Here is an 18,812-nt window from a genome sequence, read left to right on the forward strand (position 1 = left end):
CCGATAGCAATCCCGAAGCGCTGAGCAATATCATTAAGTCAATCTTTTTTTAACCAAGCTGGGAACATTATTTTCTCGCAAAGCCGCAAAGAAAATAAGTCTAACTTTCAAGGCTTTGTGTCTTTTCGTGAGATACCTAGCATCACTATTTAAAATAAGAACAAGCCTAATTATCTATAAAAAAGTATATCCTTTTATACAAATACTGCTTTCGGAACTTCTAGCCTTTTTTTATACCTTTGCACCATGATAAATCAAGATTCTATAGTAGCACTAGCAACACCTTCGGGAGCTGGAGCAATAGCCATAATCCGAATTTCGGGTAGCGATGCCATTACAATTGGTAACGGTGTTTTTCAATCTATTAAAAACAAGGATTTAACTAAGCAGAAAACTCATACGTTACATCTAGGTCATATTGTAGATGATTCTAAAACCCTTGATGAAGTTTTGGTTTCTGTATTTAAAGGTCCAAACTCCTATACTGGCGAAAATACTATCGAAATATCATGCCACGGTTCTACGTATATCCAACAACAAATCATACAATTATTGCTTCGCAAAGGATGTCGAATGGCTGATCCTGGTGAATTTACCCTTCGTGCTTTCTTAAATGGAAAACTAGATTTATCCCAAGCCGAAGCAGTAGCCGACTTAATCTCGTCTGATAATGAAGCTTCGCATCAAATTGCCATGCAACAAATGCGTGGTGGCTTTAGCAACGAAATTGCTAAACTACGTGAGGAGTTATTAAATTTTGCTTCGCTTATCGAACTTGAATTGGACTTTGCCGAAGAGGATGTCGAATTTGCTGACAGAAGTCAGTTTCATGAATTACTGAATCGCATTGAATTTGTATTGAAACGTTTGATCGACTCTTTTGCTGTTGGAAATGTAATCAAGAACGGTATTCCTGTTGCTATTGTTGGAGAACCTAATGTTGGGAAATCAACTTTATTGAACTCTTTATTAAACGAGGAACGTGCCATTGTTTCGGAGATTGCTGGAACGACTCGTGATACTATCGAGGATGAATTGGTTATTGGCGGAATCGGCTTTAGATTTATAGATACTGCTGGGATTCGCGAAACTGTTGATTATGTAGAAAGCATCGGAATCAAGAAAACCTTCGAGAAAATTGAACAAGCGCAACTCGTTATTTATTTAATGGATAGCTTGAAGTTTAAAGCTTCAAGTAACTCGTTTATAGTTGAAATTGAGAAAATAAAAAACAAATATCCTTTAAAACAAATTTTAATTGTTTGTAATAAAATAGACCAACTTACGGAAGAAGAACTTCAAGATATTCGCAAACAACTTGAAACTTTAAACCTCAAACAGCTATTTTTAAGTGCTAAAGAGAATATTGGCGTTGATGAATTAAAAAATCAATTGCTTTCTTTTGTAAACACTGGAGCTTTACGGAATAATGAGACTATCGTAACAAACACACGTCATTACGACTCTTTACTTAAAGCGCTAGATGAAATTCAAAAAGTAAAATACGGCCTCGAAACCAATCTCTCAAGTGATTTAATGGCTCTAGATATTCGCGAAGCTTTATACCAATTTGGGCTGATTACTGGTCAGGTTTCTAATGACGAATTACTTGGTAATATCTTTGCTAATTTCTGCATCGGTAAATAACAGGGCAAAACACAACATAACAAAACAACAATAAACGAGTTAAAATTTTATCAATCAATGCATTAACTCGTTTTTATTTATTCTTTCTTTTAATTGTTTTGTATTATTTTGCTTAAATTTTATCTCTCCACATGTTTACGTGTTGATCCGTATTTTGCGTTAAAACGAATCAAAAACAAATCTTGAGGAGGAAGTGTCAAAATAAAATAAGAGATTTGCAATCTAATAATTTATCATACTCCCTAAGAGCTTTTGAAATTTATGCTTCCTGATTTTTTTAGTAGAACACTTTAAAGTTGTTTCGTCTACTAATACAGAAGAAATATTACACCTATACTTTGAAGAGGATTCCAAACCTCTAGCGGAGTTTAATGGCCTTCAGTTAGTATCAAAGTACTTCCAAGATGAGATTACTATTCAGGACTTTGCTCTAAGAGATAAGCTTGTGTATCTACACATCAAAAGACGTCCCTGGACTAATAAAGACACAGGTGAGATCGTTAAAAGAGATTGGGATTTAGTTACTAAGAGAAGCCAAATGCCTCAAGAGTTTGTGTGTTATTTAATAAATAAGACTGCTATTGATTGTCGAACCATCGGAAGCTTGCTTGGAGTCAATAGGAAGAAACCACAGAGGCAATATAAAAAAACTAAGCCCTTTTAATATATAGGCTCAACGTTAATATGAACATCAGTGGAATTTGTACCCTGAAAATATGGGTACTCATTTATCAATTGATGAAGCACCTTTGTCTCAAGGAGAACTTCTTACTATTGTTACTAATAAGGAAGCCAGAGACAAAAATGGTTACTTAGTTGCTATTCTTGTCAGAACAAAGGCTGATCAGGTTATTGAACATATCTGATAAATTGATTACGAAAAAAGAAATTGTGTCCAAGAGATAACACTTGACATAGCCAATTCCTTGAAATTGATCCCCAAAAGATGTTTTCCAAAAGCCGTGCAATTTCATGTTCAAAAATTAGCTCTAGAAGCATTACAGGAGCTTAGAATCAAATATCGTTGAAAAACCATGGATGCTGAGGATCGAAAAGAGAGGGCAAAACCTATATCCCAGAACTTTTGTCTAATGCAGACTCTGTAAAGCAGTTGTTAGCCAGAAGTAGATGTATTCTTTATAAATCTAGTAAAAATGGATTGAGAGACAAAATAAAAGAGCTTAGATCTTATTTAGCCTATATCCTGATATAAAAACAACTCATAGACTAGTTACAGTACCTTCGTGGGATTTATAACAACAAACTCATTGCTATGACCAAACTAGCACATTAATATAGGAATGTAGAAGAACCAGGTTTTAAGAACTTTAATATCCTACTTAATACCATAACATTTAATTACTAGTCAATCTTAAACTATTTTGATAATAGAAGTACTAATGACTAATGTTCAGCGGCATCTTTTTTGGATAATCCCCAACATTTGCACTTGATCCCATTAAACTTTGCGAAGCTTTGCGTATCCCGATAGCTATCGGGACTGTGCTCTTTGCGGTATTTTTTTTGTCAACCAAAAAGTTTCAAACAAAAAAAAATCCTCATCAAATTCATGATGAGGATTCTAAAGAAAGGCGACGACATACTCTCCCACATAACTGCAGTACCATCTGCGCAGGCGGGCTTAACTACTCTGTTCGGGATGGGAAGAGGTGAGCCCCGCCGCAATAACCACCTTAAGGTCGTTAGTTGCTTTAGGCAACTTTTGTAATAAAAATTAAAAATTAACAATTGATAATTAATAATTAATAATTACAATAATATCTTAACACACTGAGATAAAGAAAAAATAATTTTTTAGAAAGTTTCTCCCCCCGACTTGCGTCGGGGGAAAAGGCGTACATAAGCTTACGGATTATTAGTACTACTCGACTATGACATTACTGCCTTTACATCTATAGCCTATCAACGTGGTCATCTCCCACGATCCTTAAAAGAAATCTCATCTTGTGGTGGGTTTCGCGCTTATATGCTTTCAGCGCTTATCCCTTCCAAACGTAGCTACTCTGCGGTGCTCCTGGCGGAACAACAGATACACTAGAGGTTTGTCCAATTCGGTCCTCTCGTACTAGAATCAGATCCACTCAAATTTCTTGCGCCCACAGTAGATAGAGACCGAACTGTCTCACGACGTTCTGAACCCAGCTCGCGTGCCACTTTAATGGGCGAACAGCCCAACCCTTGGGACCTTCTCCAGCCCCAGGATGTGACGAGCCGACATCGAGGTGCCAAACCCCCCGTCGATATGAGCTCTTGGGGGAGATCAGCCTGTTATCCCCGGCGTACCTTTTATCCTTTGAGCGATGGCCCTTCCATGCGGAACCACCGGATCACTATGCTCTACTTTCGTACCTGATCGACCTGTATGTCTCTCAGTCAAGCTCCCTTATGCCATTGCACTCTACGCACGGTTACCAAGCGTACTGAGGGAACCTTTAGAAGCCTCCGTTACTCTTTTGGAGGCGACCACCCCAGTCAAACTACCCACCAAGCAATGTCCCCCGCAATAACGGGGTTAGGCCTCAGATAAACAAAGGGTTGTATTTCAACAATGACTCCACAACGCCTAGCGACGCCACTTCACAGTCTCCAACCTATCCTACACATCATTTATCCAAGGTCAATACTAAGCTATAGTAAAGGTGCACAGGGTCTTTTCGTCCCACTGCGGGTAAGCGGCATCTTCACCGCTACTACAATTTCACCGAGCTCATGGCTGAGACAGTGTCCAGATCGTTACACCATTCGTGCAGGTCGGAACTTACCCGACAAGGAATTTCGCTACCTTAGGACCGTTATAGTTACGGCCGCCGTTTACTGGGGCTTCAATTCAATGCTTCTCCGAAGATAACATCTCCTCTTAACCTTCCAGCACCGGGCAGGTGTCAGGCCCTATACTTCATCTTACGATTTTGCAGAGCCCTGTGTTTTTGATAAACAGTCGCCTGGACCTCTTCACTGCGGCCAGCATTGCTGCTGGCGACCTTTCTCCCGAAGTTACAGGTCTATTTTGCCTAATTCCTTAGCCATGAATCTCTCGAGCACCTTAGGATTCTCTCCTCAACTACCTGTGTCGGTTTACGGTACTGGTACTAATTACCTGAAGTTTAGAGGTTTTTCTTGGAAGCCCTTAGGCGCACTATCTCTTCAACCGAAGTCTCCGAGTACTATCGTATTTCCCCAAAATCTGTGGATTTGCCTGCAGATCTTATAGGTAGGTACTTCAACGAACTATTCCGTCAGTTCGCGGCGCTTTCATCACTCCGTCACCCCATCACAGTAATTAGTAGTACGGGAATATTAACCCGTTAGCCATCGACTGTCCCTTTCGGGTTCGCCTTAGGACCAGACTAACCCACAGCTGATTAGCATAGCTGTGGAAACCTTAGTTTTTCGGTGTGCGGGTTTCTCGCCCGCATTATCGTTACTTATGCCTACATTTTCTTTTCTAACCAGTCCAGCATGCCTTACGACACACCTTCAACCCTGTTAGAATGCTCCCCTACCACTTAGAGTAAACTCTAAATCCATAGCTTCGGTAATATGTTTATGCCCGATTATTATCCATGCTCGTCCGCTCGACTAGTGAGCTGTTACGCACTCTTTAAATGAATGGCTGCTTCCAAGCCAACATCCTAGCTGTCTGGGCAGACAAACCTCGTTCTTTCAACTTAACATATATTTGGGGACCTTAGCTGATGGTCTGGGTTCTTTCCCTCTCGGACTTGGACCTTAGCACCCAAGCCCTCACTGTTGTGAAACATTATATAGCATTCGGAGTTTGTCAGGAATTGGTAGGCGGTGAAGCCCCCGCATCCAATCAGTAGCTCTACCTCTATATAACTTTATGCACAACGCTGCACCTAAATGCATTTCGGGGAGTACGAGCTATTTCCGAGTTTGATTGGCCTTTCACCCCTACCCACAGGTCATCCGAAGACTTTTCAACGTCAACCGGTTCGGTCCTCCACTGTGTGTTACCACAGCTTCAACCTGCCCATGGGTAGATCACACGGTTTCGCGTCTAACACTACTGACTAAAGCGCCCTATTCAGACTCGCTTTCGCTACGGATCCGTGGCTTAACCACTTATCCTTGCCAGCAACGTTAACTCGTAGGCTCATTATGCAAAAGGCACGCCGTCACCCCACGAAAGGGCTCCGACCGCTTGTAAGCGTATGGTTTCAGGATCTATTTCACTCCGTTATTCACGGTTCTTTTCACCTTTCCCTCACGGTACTGGTTCACTATCGGTCTCTCAGGAGTATTTAGCCTTAGCGGATGGTCCCGCCAAATTCAGACAGGGTTTCACGTGCCCCGCCCTACTCAGGATACCACTATCATTTACACTCATTACCTATACGGGACTATCACCCTCTGTGGTTCTACTTTCCAGTAGATTCTAATTCTTTGTGCAACAAATATCGTGGTCCTACAACCCCAACATTGCCGTAACAACATTGGTTTGGGCTAATCCGCGTTCGCTCGCCACTACTTACGGAATCACTTTTGTTTTCTTCTCCTCCGCCTACTTAGATGTTTCAGTTCAGCGGGTTTGCCCACCTATCGGTGTACTATGTCTTCAACATAGTGGGTTGCCCCATTCAGGTATTTACGGATCAATTCGTGTGTGCCGATCCCCGTAACTTTTCGCAGCTTATCACGCCTTTCATCGCCTCTGAGAGCCAAGGCATCCCCCATACGCCCTTATTTTGCTTATTGTACCAATCATAAATTAATATGACCGTTTTTTTTTGTTTTTATTATCGCTAATAAAAACGCTTTCTACTTTTATTATTTTCTTATCTCAATATGTCAATGAACTTTTATCGCTCCCAACTAAGGGATTGATCTGTGGAGAATAACGGAGTCGAACCGTTGACCTCCTGCGTGCAAGGCAGGCGCTCTAGCCAGCTGAGCTAATCCCCCATTTTTAAAATGATGATGAATTATGAGTTATGAATTCGCTCATAAATGCTCAACTTCTAAAATTTCCTTTTATTTAAGTTTAAATAGTAGTCCCGGGCAGACTCGAACTGCCGACCCCTACATTATCAGTGTAGTACTCTAACCAGCTGAGCTACGAGACTCTGTTTTTACTTAAATTTATTATTTGAACTAACAGCAGAGTAATATAATCTTTAGAGATGAACCTTTAAATTCTTTCGTCTTCTTTCCCTAACGTGCATTACTGCTAACATATAGGGCTCTAGAAAGGAGGTGTTCCAGCCGCACCTTCCGGTACGGCTACCTTGTTACGACTTAGCCCTAGTTACCAGTTTTACCCTAGGCAGCTCCTTGCGGTCACCGACTTCAGGCACCCCCAGCTTCCATGGCTTGACGGGCGGTGTGTACAAGGCCCGGGAACGTATTCACCGGATCATGGCTGATATCCGATTACTAGCGATTCCAGCTTCACGGAGTCGAGTTGCAGACTCCGATCCGAACTGTGACCGGTTTTATAGATTCGCTCCTGGTCGCCCAGTGGCTGCTCTCTGTACCGGCCATTGTAGCACGTGTGTAGCCCAAGGCGTAAGGGCCGTGATGATTTGACGTCATCCCCACCTTCCTCACAGTTTGCACTGGCAGTCTTGTTAGAGTTCCCGACATGACTCGCTGGCAACTAACAACAGGGGTTGCGCTCGTTATAGGACTTAACCTGACACCTCACGGCACGAGCTGACGACAACCATGCAGCACCTTGTAATTTGTCTTGCGAAAAATCTGTTTCCAAATCGGTCAAACTACATTTAAGCCTTGGTAAGGTTCCTCGCGTATCATCGAATTAAACCACATGCTCCACCGCTTGTGCGGGCCCCCGTCAATTCCTTTGAGTTTCATTCTTGCGAACGTACTCCCCAGGTGGGATACTTATCACTTTCGCTTAGCCACTGAGATTGCTCCCAACAGCTAGTATCCATCGTTTACGGCGTGGACTACCAGGGTATCTAATCCTGTTCGCTACCCACGCTTTCGTCCATCAGCGTCAATCAATTAGTAGTAACCTGCCTTCGCAATTGGTATTCCATGTAATCTCTAAGCATTTCACCGCTACACTACATATTCTAGTTACTTCCTAATAATTCAAGTTTAACAGTATCAATGGCCGTTCCACCGTTGAGCGATGGGCTTTCACCACTGACTTATTAAACCGCCTACGGACCCTTTAAACCCAATGATTCCGGATAACGCTTGGATCCTCCGTATTACCGCGGCTGCTGGCACGGAGTTAGCCGATCCTTATTCTTACAGTACCGTCAAGCTGGTTCACGAACCAGGGTTTCTTCCTGTATAAAAGCAGTTTACAATCCATAGGACCGTCATCCTGCACGCGGCATGGCTGGATCAGGCTTGCGCCCATTGTCCAATATTCCTCACTGCTGCCTCCCGTAGGAGTCTGGTCCGTGTCTCAGTACCAGTGTGGGGGATCTCCCTCTCAGGACCCCTACCCATCGTAGCCTTGGTAAGCCGTTACCTTACCAACTAGCTAATGGGACGCATGCTCATCTTTTACCGTTGTGACTTTAATTATAAAATGATGCCATTCTATAATACTATGAGGTATTAATCCAAATTTCTCTGGGCTATCCCTCTGTAAAAGGTAGATTGCATACGCGTTACGCACCCGTGCGCCGGTCTCTACTTCCGAAGAAGCATACCCCTCGACTTGCATGTGTTAAGCCTGCCGCTAGCGTTCATCCTGAGCCAGGATCAAACTCTTCATCGTATATTTTTTATATTATATTGCGACTAAGATTCTATCGGTTATATTCAAATCTTGCGATTCTATTACTCTTTATTCTTTGTTTCGAAATCTCTTTCGAAACGGCTGTCAATTCAATATGTCTAAGAACTTGTCTACTTATTTTGTATCGCTTGTTTCTCAAAGCGGGTGCAAAAGTAATGAACTCCTTTTTAACTGGCAAGATTTTTTGAAGTTTTTTTTAAGAAATTTTATTTCTCGTTTTCTTCGTTTTTCTTAGCAGTATTTCAAGGAACTTCCGTTGTTTTATCTCACTTAACTCTTATCTAAAGAAGTGTTCGATGAACTTCGTTTGCGGGGTGCAAATGTAACTTTCGTTTTCCAAACTCACAAGCTTTTTTTAATCTTTTTTTTAGAAACTTTCGCTTCCAAATCCGATTGTTTTGCTTACCAGTGTGTCAGTGAACGTCTTGTTTGTTGCGGGTGCAAAACTACCACCTTTTTATAGATAAACAATACTTTTCGATCGCATTTTTGCGCTTATTTTGCGTTTATTTCTTAATGCATTGATAACTCATACCTTACTGCTTCGGTGTTTTTGGGTTTTCTAAGATTTTTCTACTTACTAAACTCTTCTTCTCTTGTTTTTGCTCGGTTTTGCTGGGATTTCGGGTTCTTGTTTCTCGCAGATTTGGCTGATTCAGCAGATTTCGAACTCCCTAGCCCTGATAAAAGAGGAAATCCTTAGCCTTTTTCCTTTAAAAAGGCTAAGATTGGAGCGGATAGCAGGAAAGCGCTCCCGAAAAAACTTCTCTTATATATTAATAACAGAATATTACTCCTATATATAGGATACAAAAAAAGCGACTACTATATACAGTATCCCAAAAAACGAAATCTATTATAACTAGGTATTACTTTAAAACACCTTCTTCTTCTAATCTAGTAATACCTTTATTGATTCTTATAAATTGGATAAACTAAAACTAACAGTCTACCCCCTCCCTCCAACTCAAATTTACTGGAATCATTGCATATAAAATACCCAACCCTACTCTTAAGCCTCTCCAACTTATCATCTTTATGACACAAACTTCACCATTTAATAATACTGACATCAACAAACTATGGCAGTTGTTCTACAAACTTATATAAATCCGCTAATTTTACTCTATAAAAAAATCCCGCCATTTTATAAATGACGGGATTTTCTATATATTAAAGTGTTTTTATTATTCTAAAATAAAACTCACACTTACGTTTGACACGATTTCAATTTCCCCTATTGCTAGCGTTTCATTCGAAGCCGCTCCTGCGCTATCCATTGCCATAGATTTCATTGCTGCATAGATCGGTTGCGGACGGTATCCTTGAGAGTTATCCGAAATAACAATTGCTTTACCTACTTTTTGCCCTAAGACTGATACATAATCCTCCGCTTTAGACTTTGCGTCTTTTATTGCTAGTTTTCTAGCTTCCGACTCGTATTGTGCCAATTTAGAAGACTCGAATGTTACATTATCTATACGATTGATTCCTTGATCTACCAATCCTTCCATTAACTCATCATACTTAGTTAAATCTTTCAATAAGATTTCAACTGTTTGCGTAGCATTATAATTATGTTTCTTTTTTCATAATCATATTGAGGATTTAATGAAACTTGTTTAGTTTTAAAATCTGCAGTTGGAATATTCATTTTTTTAATGAATTTTAAAACTGCATCCATTTTTTGATCGTTTTGTTTTTTACATCTTTAGCATTACTTCCTTTGGTTTCAATAGTTGCTAAAATTGTTGCTTGGTCTGGAGCTACTTTTACTTTACCCTCTCCAGACACACTAATTTGAGGGATTTGTTTAGCTTCTTGAGCGTGAGTCATAGTCATAAACATAAGAGTTAAAAATAAAGCTATTCTTTTCATATTTGTATCATTTAATTGTTTGATTAATCCTTTTCAAAAGTTATGCCATTAAAGTTTTCCAAGCTTAGCCATTATAAAAAGTACAGCAATTGGGATAGCCAAGAGAATAACCATCAATGAATGATCAACAACTAATGTTGGCTCTTTTATCAAAGTAATCATGTAACCACCAATAGCTCCTCCAAAATGCGCCGTATGCCCGATATTATCATTTTTAGCTCGCATTCCATATATCGAATACAATAAATACAGGATCCCGAAGAGATATGCTGGCATCGGAATTATAAAAAATATACCCAACATCATGTTCGGTTGTAATAAAATTGCAGAATACAAAACTCCTGTTACAGCTCCAGAGGCTCCTACTGCGCGATAACTGTAGTCGTTTTTATGAAATACCATCGTTAGTAAACTTCCAAAAACTAAACTTCCTATATAAATCAATATGAACGAAAAACTCCCTAAATGATTAATAACTACTGGTGCGAAAAAATATAGCGTTAGCATATTAAAAAGCAAATGCATCATATCAACATGCAAGAAACCAGATGTTAACATTCTTATTTGCTCACCTGAGCGAATGCTCCCGACATGAAATTCATATTTTCTAAAAAAAGAAAGATCATTAAATCCCTTATAACTAACTAAAACATTGGCAACAATTATTCCTATCAAAATAGTATTCATATTCTATATTTATTATGAATTGTAAATATAGTAATTCTCATAGACTCCACAGTTACCGATTAAAATATATACGTTATTCATTTTTGAGTTATATTTGTAAAAAATTAAACTGCATGCAATTCCTTGTTTACATACTTTCATATCCATTACTTTGGATTATATCCATACTTCCCTTTCCGGTTTTTTATCTATTTTCTGATGTCGTTTACTTCATTGTTTATTATCTTATAAGATACCGAAGAAAAACGGTTAAAGAAAATTTAGCTCTTGCATTACCACATCTTAATGACACAGAAAGAAAAGTAATCGAAAAAAAGTTTTACCAACACATGTGTGACATGTTTTTGGAAATGATAAAAACAATGACTATTTCTCCTGAAGAAATGCACAGACGTTTTATTATTACCAATATCGATCTTATAAAAGAATACGAAGAAAAAGGTCAAAGCGTAGTTTTGGTTGCTTCTCACTATGCCAGCTGGGAATGGCTATTAACTATAAATTCGCAAATTAAATTTAGAGGTATTGGTGTTTACAAAAAAATTGTGAATCCTTATTTCGACAAGTTAGTTCGAAAAATCCGTTCTAAATATGATGCTGAATTAGTAGAAACTAAAAAATAATTCCACTCATGGCACAAAACCAAAGAGATGGTATTTTGAGCATGTATGGTTTAGCTAGCGACCAATCTCCTAAACTTGACAGAGCTTTTCATTGGGATTCGTTTATGGGAATTGAAGTTCCTGTTCATACTGGTGCCGAAATGCTTGCCAGAAAATACAATTTAAGTGTTTTGTTTGTGAAAGTAAAAAAAGTAAAACGCGGCTATTACGAAGCTACTTTTATTCCTATTTGCGATACGCCTAAAAAAGCTGATGGTTTTGAGATTACTCATGCTTATCTGCGAGAAGTTGAAAAGCAAATTCTTGAAGCTCCCGAGTATTATTTATGGACTCATAAAAGATGGAAACACAGAAGATAACTCATAAAAAATACAATCTATTTTATCATCAAAGAAAAGAAATAGACTGTATTTTAAACATTAATAGAAGTATTCTTTTGTGGAGATTTCATTATTATCAATACTAGTTCTTAAAGTTGGAAATCCTTTTGAATTGTATGAATATTCAAATATACTTATCGATTTTTGAAGCGAATCTGAGAAAAACTCTTTTATGTTTGAAGCTGTTGATGTAGTTTTAACTAGGTTATTTTTATTGCCATTTAATATACTAAGAAATCGGTCATCATCAAACAATAAATCACAACCCAAAATATTTTTATACGGGTTGTTCTTAGTATCATATTCTTTTATTATCGTTTGAGTCACAACTTCGTTATTGTCTTTCATTACATACTCTTTTTTTACAAGATTACCATCTACAAACTGAAGATTACCCCTCGATCTTTCTGTTTCCATCGAATTAAAAACATAGTACTCTTTAAACGAAACAGTTCCGTCTACGTTATGTATATAAACAGTTTTATAGAAACTAATATCTCCTGTAAATTTTTCTGTATAACTAACTAACTTTCCATTATCATACCCAAACTCATATGTAATATAAGCTGAAGCCTGCTTAGTAATATAGTTTCCTGTATACGTAAAACTAACATCACCAATACTAACTATTCTATTTCCATTATATACATATTCAGAAGAGTATGTCACTTTATTATTTTCTTTACCAATCTCTTTTCTTAATAAAACATTCGCAGAATCATTTTCATAATCATCATCTTTAGAGCAAGAAGAAAGTATTAATACAGAAACTAAGAATATATAAAATGTTTTTTTCATTATTTTTTATATTATTTTTTATATTATTTTTTTTTAATTTAGAATGTTATTTTCGTTAAAGTTTATGAATAAAATACATTTTAAATATTAACGATGACAGAGTTCAAAACATATAAATCTCAACAAATTTATTAACTAATAAACATCATGTTAATTTCATGATAAAAAATGCCCGAAATTAAATTTCGGGCATTTTTTATTCGATTCTATCTCAAAAATTAAATTCCTGCGATTGCTTTTATTTCATCTATAATTCTTAAAGCTAAAACATCTGCTTTTTCCTGAGACGGTGCTTCGGTATAAATACGAATTATTGGTTCTGTATTCGATTTTCTTAAATGAACCCATTCTGTAGCAAAATCAATTTTCACTCCATCAATAGTTGTGATATCTTCATTTTTATATTTTTCTGTCATTGCAACCAAAATTGCATCAACATCAATCTGAGGCGTTAATTCAATTTTATTTTTGCTCATATAGTATTCCGGATATGAAGCACGCAAAGCTGAAACGGTCATTTTCTTATTTGCCAAATGTGTTAAAAATAATGCTATTCCTACCAAGCTATCTCTTCCGTAATGAGATTCTGGATAAATGATTCCTCCATTTCCTTCTCCACCGATAATAGCATTATTTTTTTTCATTAATTCTACTACATTCACCTCTCCTACTGCACTTGCTTCATATTTTCCTCCGTGTGCAACTGTAACATCTCTTAATGCGCGAGATGATGACATATTTGAAACTGTATTACCTGGTGTTTTACTCAAAACGTAATCTGCACAAGCTACTAAAGTATATTCTTCTCCAAACATTTCTCCGTCTTCACAAATAAAAGCTAAGCGATCTACATCTGGATCTACTACAACTCCTAAATGTGCTTTTTCTTTCACTACCAACTCTGATATATCTGTAAGATGTTCTTTTAATGGTTCGGGGTTATGAGGAAAATGTCCGTTAGGCTCGCAGTATAATTTTACTACTTCAACTCCCATTAATTCTAATAATTTTGGAATAATTATTCCTCCAGAAGAATTTACTCCATCAACTACAACTTTAAATTTTGCTGCTTTTACCGCTTCTATATCTACCAAAGGTAAATTTAAAACTTCATCGATATGGATATCCATATAAGCATCATTAATTGTGATTTCTCCTAAACTATCTACATCCGAAAAATCGAAAGCTTCTGCTTCTGCAATTTCTAAAATTTTTGCTCCTTCTGCTCCATTTAGGAATTCACCTTTTTCATTCAATAATTTTAATGCATTCCATTGTTTTGGATTATGTGATGCTGTAAGTATTATTCCTCCATCTGCTTTCTCTAAAGGAACAGCAACTTCTACTGTTGGTGTTGTTGAAAGACCTAAATCTATAACATTTATTCCTAAACCAATTAATGTATTTACAACCAAGTTGTGAATCATTGGTCCTGAAATTCTCGCATCACGACCAATTACAACTGTTAGTTTTTCTTTTTTAATATTATTTTTAAGGAATGTTCCATAGGCCGAAGCAAATTTTACTGCATCAACTGGTGTTAGATTATCACCTACTTTACCACCAATTGTTCCTCTTATCCCTGATATCGATTTTATTAAAGTCATTTTAATGAGTTATGGTTATTGCTACAAATATAAAAAAGTTGCGGAGTAACTAAGTGAATAAGATGCCAAGATTTAAAAAAAGTATCTAAACTGCTGTATTTTTAAGCAAATGAGTTAAAAAGTTTTTATTACATTTACATGAGTAAACTTAACGCTACGTCTTTTTATAGCGTTAGTAACTCCTAAAAAAAATGAATTTCCTAGCTCATATATATCTTTCTGGCGATAATGATTTAATCAAAATTGGCAATTTTATGGCTGATGGAATTCGAGGAAAGCAATTTGAAAGTTTTCCTATTGAAATTCAAAAAGGCATAATTTTGCATCGCGCAATAGACACCTATACCGATGCTCATCCTATTTTTAGGCAAAGTACCAAAAAGCTTCATGAGAAGTATCACCATTATGCTGGCGTTATTATTGATATCTTTTATGATCACTTTTTGGCAAAAAACTGGAAAGCTTACTCTGATGAAAATCTTGATGGTTTTGTTAAGAAATTTTACGATTCTCTGACTGAAAATCATGATCTCTTATCTGAAAAAACACAACGTATAATGCCTATTATGTTTCGGGAAAATTGGCTGGTAAGCTACCAAACCATCGAAGGGATTAATCATATCCTGACTCAGATGGATCGCAGAACAAAAAACACTTCAAAAATGCAATTCGCAACAGCGGAATTAAAAGAATTCTATTCTGAATTTGAAACTGAATTCACTGCCTTTTTTGAAGAATTAAAACAACATGTTAATCACAAATTACTTTCATTATGAAAAAGATTGCCTTTTTATGCTACTTTATCTCTCTTACCTCTTTTGCCCAGAACGCAACCAATCAACCAACAGGATTAGTTACCAATAAAGCAATGGTTGTCTCGGCACGTGAAGAAGCTTCGAAAATCGGTGCCGACATCATGAAAAAAGGAGGAAACGCATTTGATGCCATGGTTGCTACCGAATTAGCATTGGCTGTTGCCTTTCCTTATGCTGGAAACATTGGCGGCGGTGGATTTATGGTATACCGAAAAGCAAATGGCGAAGTTGGTTCTCTTGATTATAGAGAAAGAGCTCCTTTAAAAGCTACTAAAGATATGTTTCTAGACAAAAACGGAAACGTTATTAAAGGAAAAAGTACCGAAACTGCACTAGCCATTGGAATACCCGGAACTGTTGCTGGTGTTTTTGCAGTTCACAAAAAATTTGGTTCTTTACCAATGAAAACAATTCTGGAACCTGTTATTGCTCTTGCTGAAAAAGGTGTAATTGTAACCCAGAAACAAGAAAAACGATTAAACGAATATCGTGATGTAATTATAGAAAGAAATGGCAAAAATACTTTGCTTGCAACCGTATACAAAGAAAATGATACGATTAAATATTCTGCTCTTGCTGAAACATTAAAAAGAATTCAGAAAAATGGCCGCGATGAATTTTACAAAGGAAAAACGGCTAAAATATTAGTTGATTATCTTAACAAAAAAGGAGGAATTATCTCCATGAAAGATTTAGCAACTTATGAAGTTAAATGGAGAAAACCATTGACTTTTAATTACAAAGATTTAAAAATTACTTCAATGTCTCCTCCTAGTAGTGGTGGAATTTGTTTGGCACAAATTTTAAAAATGATTGAGCCTTACGATTTAGAAAAAATGGGCCATAATTCAGCTGAAGCAATACAAGTAATTGTAGAAGCCGAAAGAAGAGCTTATGCTGATAGAAGCTACTTTTTAGGCGATCCAGATTTTGTAAAAATCCCATTAAAAGGTTTACTTTCTGATGATTATTTAAAACAAAGAATGTCAAATTTTAGTTTTGACAAAGCCACTTTATCTTCGGATGTTAAGCATGGTGAAGTAAAATATAGCGAAAGTACCGAAACAACCCATTATTCTATCGTAGATCAGTTTGGGAATGCTGTTGCTGCTACAACAACAATTAACGATGCATACGGTTCTAAATATTATTGTGACGAATTAGGTTTTTTCCTAAACAACGAAATGGATGATTTTAGTGTTAAACCTGGTGAGCCTAATATGTTTGGATTAGTAGGAAACGAAGCTAATAGTATTGCGCCTCAAAAAAGAATGTTAAGTTCTATGACTCCTACAATTGTTGAAAAAAATGGCAGCCTATATATGGTTGTTGGTACTCCTGGTGGTTCTACAATTATTACATCGGTTTTACAAACTATTTTAAATGTACATGAATATCATCTTAGTATGCAGGAAGCAGTAAATGCTCCTCGTTTTCATCACCAATGGCTACCTGACAATATAAGTTTTGAACCAAAAGCTTTTGATTCGAAAACACTTGAATATTTAAAATCAAAAAATTATATCGTCAACGAAAAAAATGCTCCTGTAATTGGTAAAGTAGATGCTATTTTGGTTTTACCAAACAAAAAACTTGAAGGTGGTGCTGATTATCGTGGTGACGATGCTGCCGTTGGATTTTAATTAAATAACATTTTAGAATACTTTTTTTAAAGCTGTTAATTTCTTTAAAGAGATTAACAGCTTTAAAATTGTTTAATTCGGGTTCTAAAGGCTAAATTTGCACTATCATATAACTTTTTTAAAACATAATGTTAAAAAAATACTTCAGGAGATTCGAATCAATTATTGCTATGCTGCAATCTATATTGACGCAAAAGCAATTTATATTCATGTCCAGTGTTTTGGTTGGTATTTCCTGCGCCTTTGCTGTAATTGTCTTAAAAACCTTTGCGCATAGTGTGTTCTCGTTTGCCACTTACATTAATGGTATTCTAAAACTAAGTTTCATTAATAGTATCTTACCTATCATTGGTATCTTACTTACCGTTTTTGTGGTAAAGAGAGTCTTAGGTGGAACTATTGAAAAAGGCACTTCTCAGATTTTATATACTGTTGCTAAAAAGGCTAGTATTATCCCTAAAAAGCAAATGTATGCGCAAATTATCACCAGCTCCCTTACTGTTGGTCTTGGTGGTTCTGCAGGTTTAGAAAGCCCAATTGTGGTTACTGGAGCTGCTTTTGGATCTAATTATGCCCAAAATTACAAATTACCTTATAAAGACCGAACATTACTTATTGGTTGTGGTGTTGCAGCTGGAATTGCAGCTGCGTTTAATGCCCCAATTGCTGGTGTTCTTTTTGCTATCGAAGTTTTATTAGTTGATGTAAGCATTTCGGCATTTACTCCAATTATGATTTCGGCTGCTACTGGCGCTTTGGTTTCGGCGATTGTTCTAGATGAAAACATCTTATTAAATTTTAAACAGCAACAAACTTTTGATTATCACAATATCCCTTTCTATGTACTTTTAGGAGTATTAACCGGCTTTATAGCGGTATATTATGCTAGAAACTTTCAAAGAGTAGAACACTATTTTTCTAAATTAAAAATGAGTGCTTATAAAAAAGCGCTATTTGGCTCTTCGATGTTAGCAATTCTTATATTCATATTCCCAACCCTTTTTGGTGAAGGATATGAAAGCATTAAGACCTTATCAGAAAGTGACCCTGGAAAATTATTAGATAATACTCTATTTGAAGGCTTCAGAAATAACCAGTGGGTTTTATTACTTTTTGTTGGATGTACTATGATGGTAAAAGTTTTTGCTTCTGGTTTAACAATTGGTAGTGGTGGTAATGGTGGTAACTTTGCTCCTTCTTTATTTTTAGGTTCTTACATAGGTTATTTCTTTTCTAAATTGATTAGCCTAACAGGTCTTACGCAACTACCAATTAGTAATTTTACAATGGTAGGAATGGCTGGAATCTTAAGCGGTTTATTTCATGCGCCTCTTACAGCTATTTTCCTTATTGCCGAAATTACGGGTGGTTATAGCTTAATGATTCCGCTTATGATTGTTTCCTCAATTAGTTTTGCTATTTCTAAACGTTTCGAAAAATATTCTCTAGATGTAAAAGGATTAGCGCAGAAAGGGCATGCTTTTACAAGCAATAAAGATTCTAATATTTTGTCGACTCTAGAAATCGATTCTATCATTCAGACTGATTATTTAACAGTTTCTCCTGATGAGCATCTTAGTAAATTAGTTGATTATATTTCGCACTCTAATCAAGTTGTTTTTGCTGTAATAAATTCAGATTCAGAACTAGTAGGAATAGTACATTTTAATGATATCCGAGAAATTATCTTTAATGTTTACAGAGTAAAATATACCTTGATAAAAGATGTTATGAAAACTCCTCCGGCAACTATTTCCTCTATAGATAGCATGGAAACAGTGATGAATAAATTTGAAGCATCTAAAGTGGCTTTCTTGCCTGTAATAAAAAATGGAAAATATTACGGGTTCATTTCCAAATCTATAGCACTAGAAGCCTACAGAACCAAGTTAAAGTCTATGACAATAGAATAAGCTTATTATCGGATAGTGTATAAATTAAAAATATCCGATATTAAGACGTATCTTT

General features: G+C 36.6%; 9 protein-coding genes, 2 tRNA genes, 3 rRNA genes and 2 pseudogenes. 6 read left to right on the forward strand and 10 right to left on the reverse strand.

Going from position 1 to position 18,812, the window contains the following annotated elements:
* The first annotated feature begins 246 nt into the window (after nt 1-246).
* Nucleotides 247-1,647: a tRNA uridine-5-carboxymethylaminomethyl(34) synthesis GTPase MnmE gene (gene mnmE / locus EAG11_RS09885; protein WP_129539043.1), complete on the forward strand. Its 1,401-nt coding sequence runs from the start codon at nt 247-249 to the stop codon at nt 1,645-1,647.
* 716 nt (nt 1,648-2,363) lie between these two features.
* Nucleotides 2,364-2,513 (forward strand): hypothetical protein, encoded by a 150-nt coding sequence (locus EAG11_RS21705; protein ID WP_164998692.1) that lies wholly within the window; start codon nt 2,364-2,366, stop codon nt 2,511-2,513.
* Nucleotides 2,514-3,234: 721 nt separating this feature from the next.
* Here EAG11_RS21705 and rrf read toward each other — a convergent pair.
* From rrf to EAG11_RS09935, 8 genes and pseudogenes are all read right to left on the reverse strand, one after another.
* Nucleotides 3,235-3,344, reverse strand: a 5S ribosomal RNA gene (rrf, locus tag EAG11_RS09905).
* Between the two features lie 159 nt (nt 3,345-3,503).
* Nucleotides 3,504-6,387: ribosomal RNA gene (locus EAG11_RS09910) — 23S ribosomal RNA — on the reverse strand.
* Nucleotides 6,388-6,520: 133 nt separating this feature from the next.
* Nucleotides 6,521-6,594 (reverse strand) — tRNA-Ala (locus EAG11_RS09915).
* Between the two features lie 87 nt (nt 6,595-6,681).
* A tRNA-Ile gene (locus EAG11_RS09920) sits at nt 6,682-6,755 on the reverse strand.
* 123 nt (nt 6,756-6,878) lie between these two features.
* A 16S ribosomal RNA gene (locus EAG11_RS09925) occupies nt 6,879-8,392 on the reverse strand.
* The 16S, 23S and 5S rRNA genes sit together here with 2 tRNA genes alongside, the layout of an rRNA operon.
* A 1,208-nt stretch (nt 8,393-9,600) precedes the next feature.
* Nucleotides 9,601-9,957 carry an SIMPL domain-containing protein gene (locus EAG11_RS22820; protein WP_371414635.1) on the reverse strand — a complete coding sequence of 119 codons (357 nt, stop codon included), beginning with the start codon at nt 9,955-9,957 and terminating at the stop codon, nt 9,601-9,603.
* Nucleotides 9,954-10,291, reverse strand: a pseudogene (locus tag EAG11_RS22825) (SIMPL domain-containing protein). The gene EAG11_RS22820 and the pseudogene EAG11_RS22825 overlap by 4 nt, the downstream one beginning before the upstream one ends.
* 48 nt (nt 10,292-10,339) lie before the next feature.
* A complete protein-coding gene (locus EAG11_RS09935; RefSeq protein WP_129539044.1) occupies nt 10,340-10,978 on the reverse strand; it encodes a rhomboid family intramembrane serine protease in 639 nt (212 codons plus the stop codon).
* 113 nt (nt 10,979-11,091) lie between these two features.
* On the opposite strand from EAG11_RS09935, the pseudogene EAG11_RS09940 reads away from it, so the two are divergent.
* A pseudogene (locus EAG11_RS09940) lies at nt 11,092-11,960 on the forward strand (lysophospholipid acyltransferase family protein).
* Between the two features lie 60 nt (nt 11,961-12,020).
* Here the strand turns inward: EAG11_RS09940 and EAG11_RS09945 are convergent.
* Nucleotides 12,021-12,779 (reverse strand): hypothetical protein, encoded by a 759-nt coding sequence (locus tag EAG11_RS09945; RefSeq protein WP_129539045.1) that lies wholly within the window; start codon nt 12,777-12,779, stop codon nt 12,021-12,023.
* Nucleotides 12,780-12,997: 218 nt separating this feature from the next.
* Nucleotides 12,998-14,386 (reverse strand): phosphoglucosamine mutase, encoded by a 1,389-nt coding sequence (gene glmM, locus EAG11_RS09950; RefSeq protein WP_129539046.1) that lies wholly within the window; start codon nt 14,384-14,386, stop codon nt 12,998-13,000.
* 191 nt (nt 14,387-14,577) lie between these two features.
* On the opposite strand from glmM, the gene EAG11_RS09955 reads away from it, so the two are divergent.
* From EAG11_RS09955 to EAG11_RS09965, 3 genes are all read left to right on the forward strand, one after another.
* A complete protein-coding gene (locus EAG11_RS09955) occupies nt 14,578-15,162 on the forward strand; it encodes an ACP phosphodiesterase (RefSeq protein ID WP_129539047.1) in 585 nt (194 codons plus the stop codon).
* Nucleotides 15,159-16,844 carry a gamma-glutamyltransferase gene (gene ggt / locus EAG11_RS09960; RefSeq protein ID WP_129539048.1) on the forward strand — a complete coding sequence of 562 codons (1,686 nt, stop codon included), beginning with the start codon at nt 15,159-15,161 and terminating at the stop codon, nt 16,842-16,844. Before EAG11_RS09955 ends, ggt begins: the two co-directional genes overlap by 4 nt.
* A 128-nt stretch (nt 16,845-16,972) precedes the next feature.
* Nucleotides 16,973-18,757: a chloride channel protein gene (locus tag EAG11_RS09965; protein WP_129539049.1), complete on the forward strand. Its 1,785-nt coding sequence runs from the start codon at nt 16,973-16,975 to the stop codon at nt 18,755-18,757.
* Nucleotides 18,758-18,812 lie beyond the last annotated feature (55 nt).

Source organism: Flavobacterium sp. 140616W15 (assembly GCF_003668995.1).
GTDB lineage: Bacteria > Bacteroidota > Bacteroidia > Flavobacteriales > Flavobacteriaceae > Flavobacterium.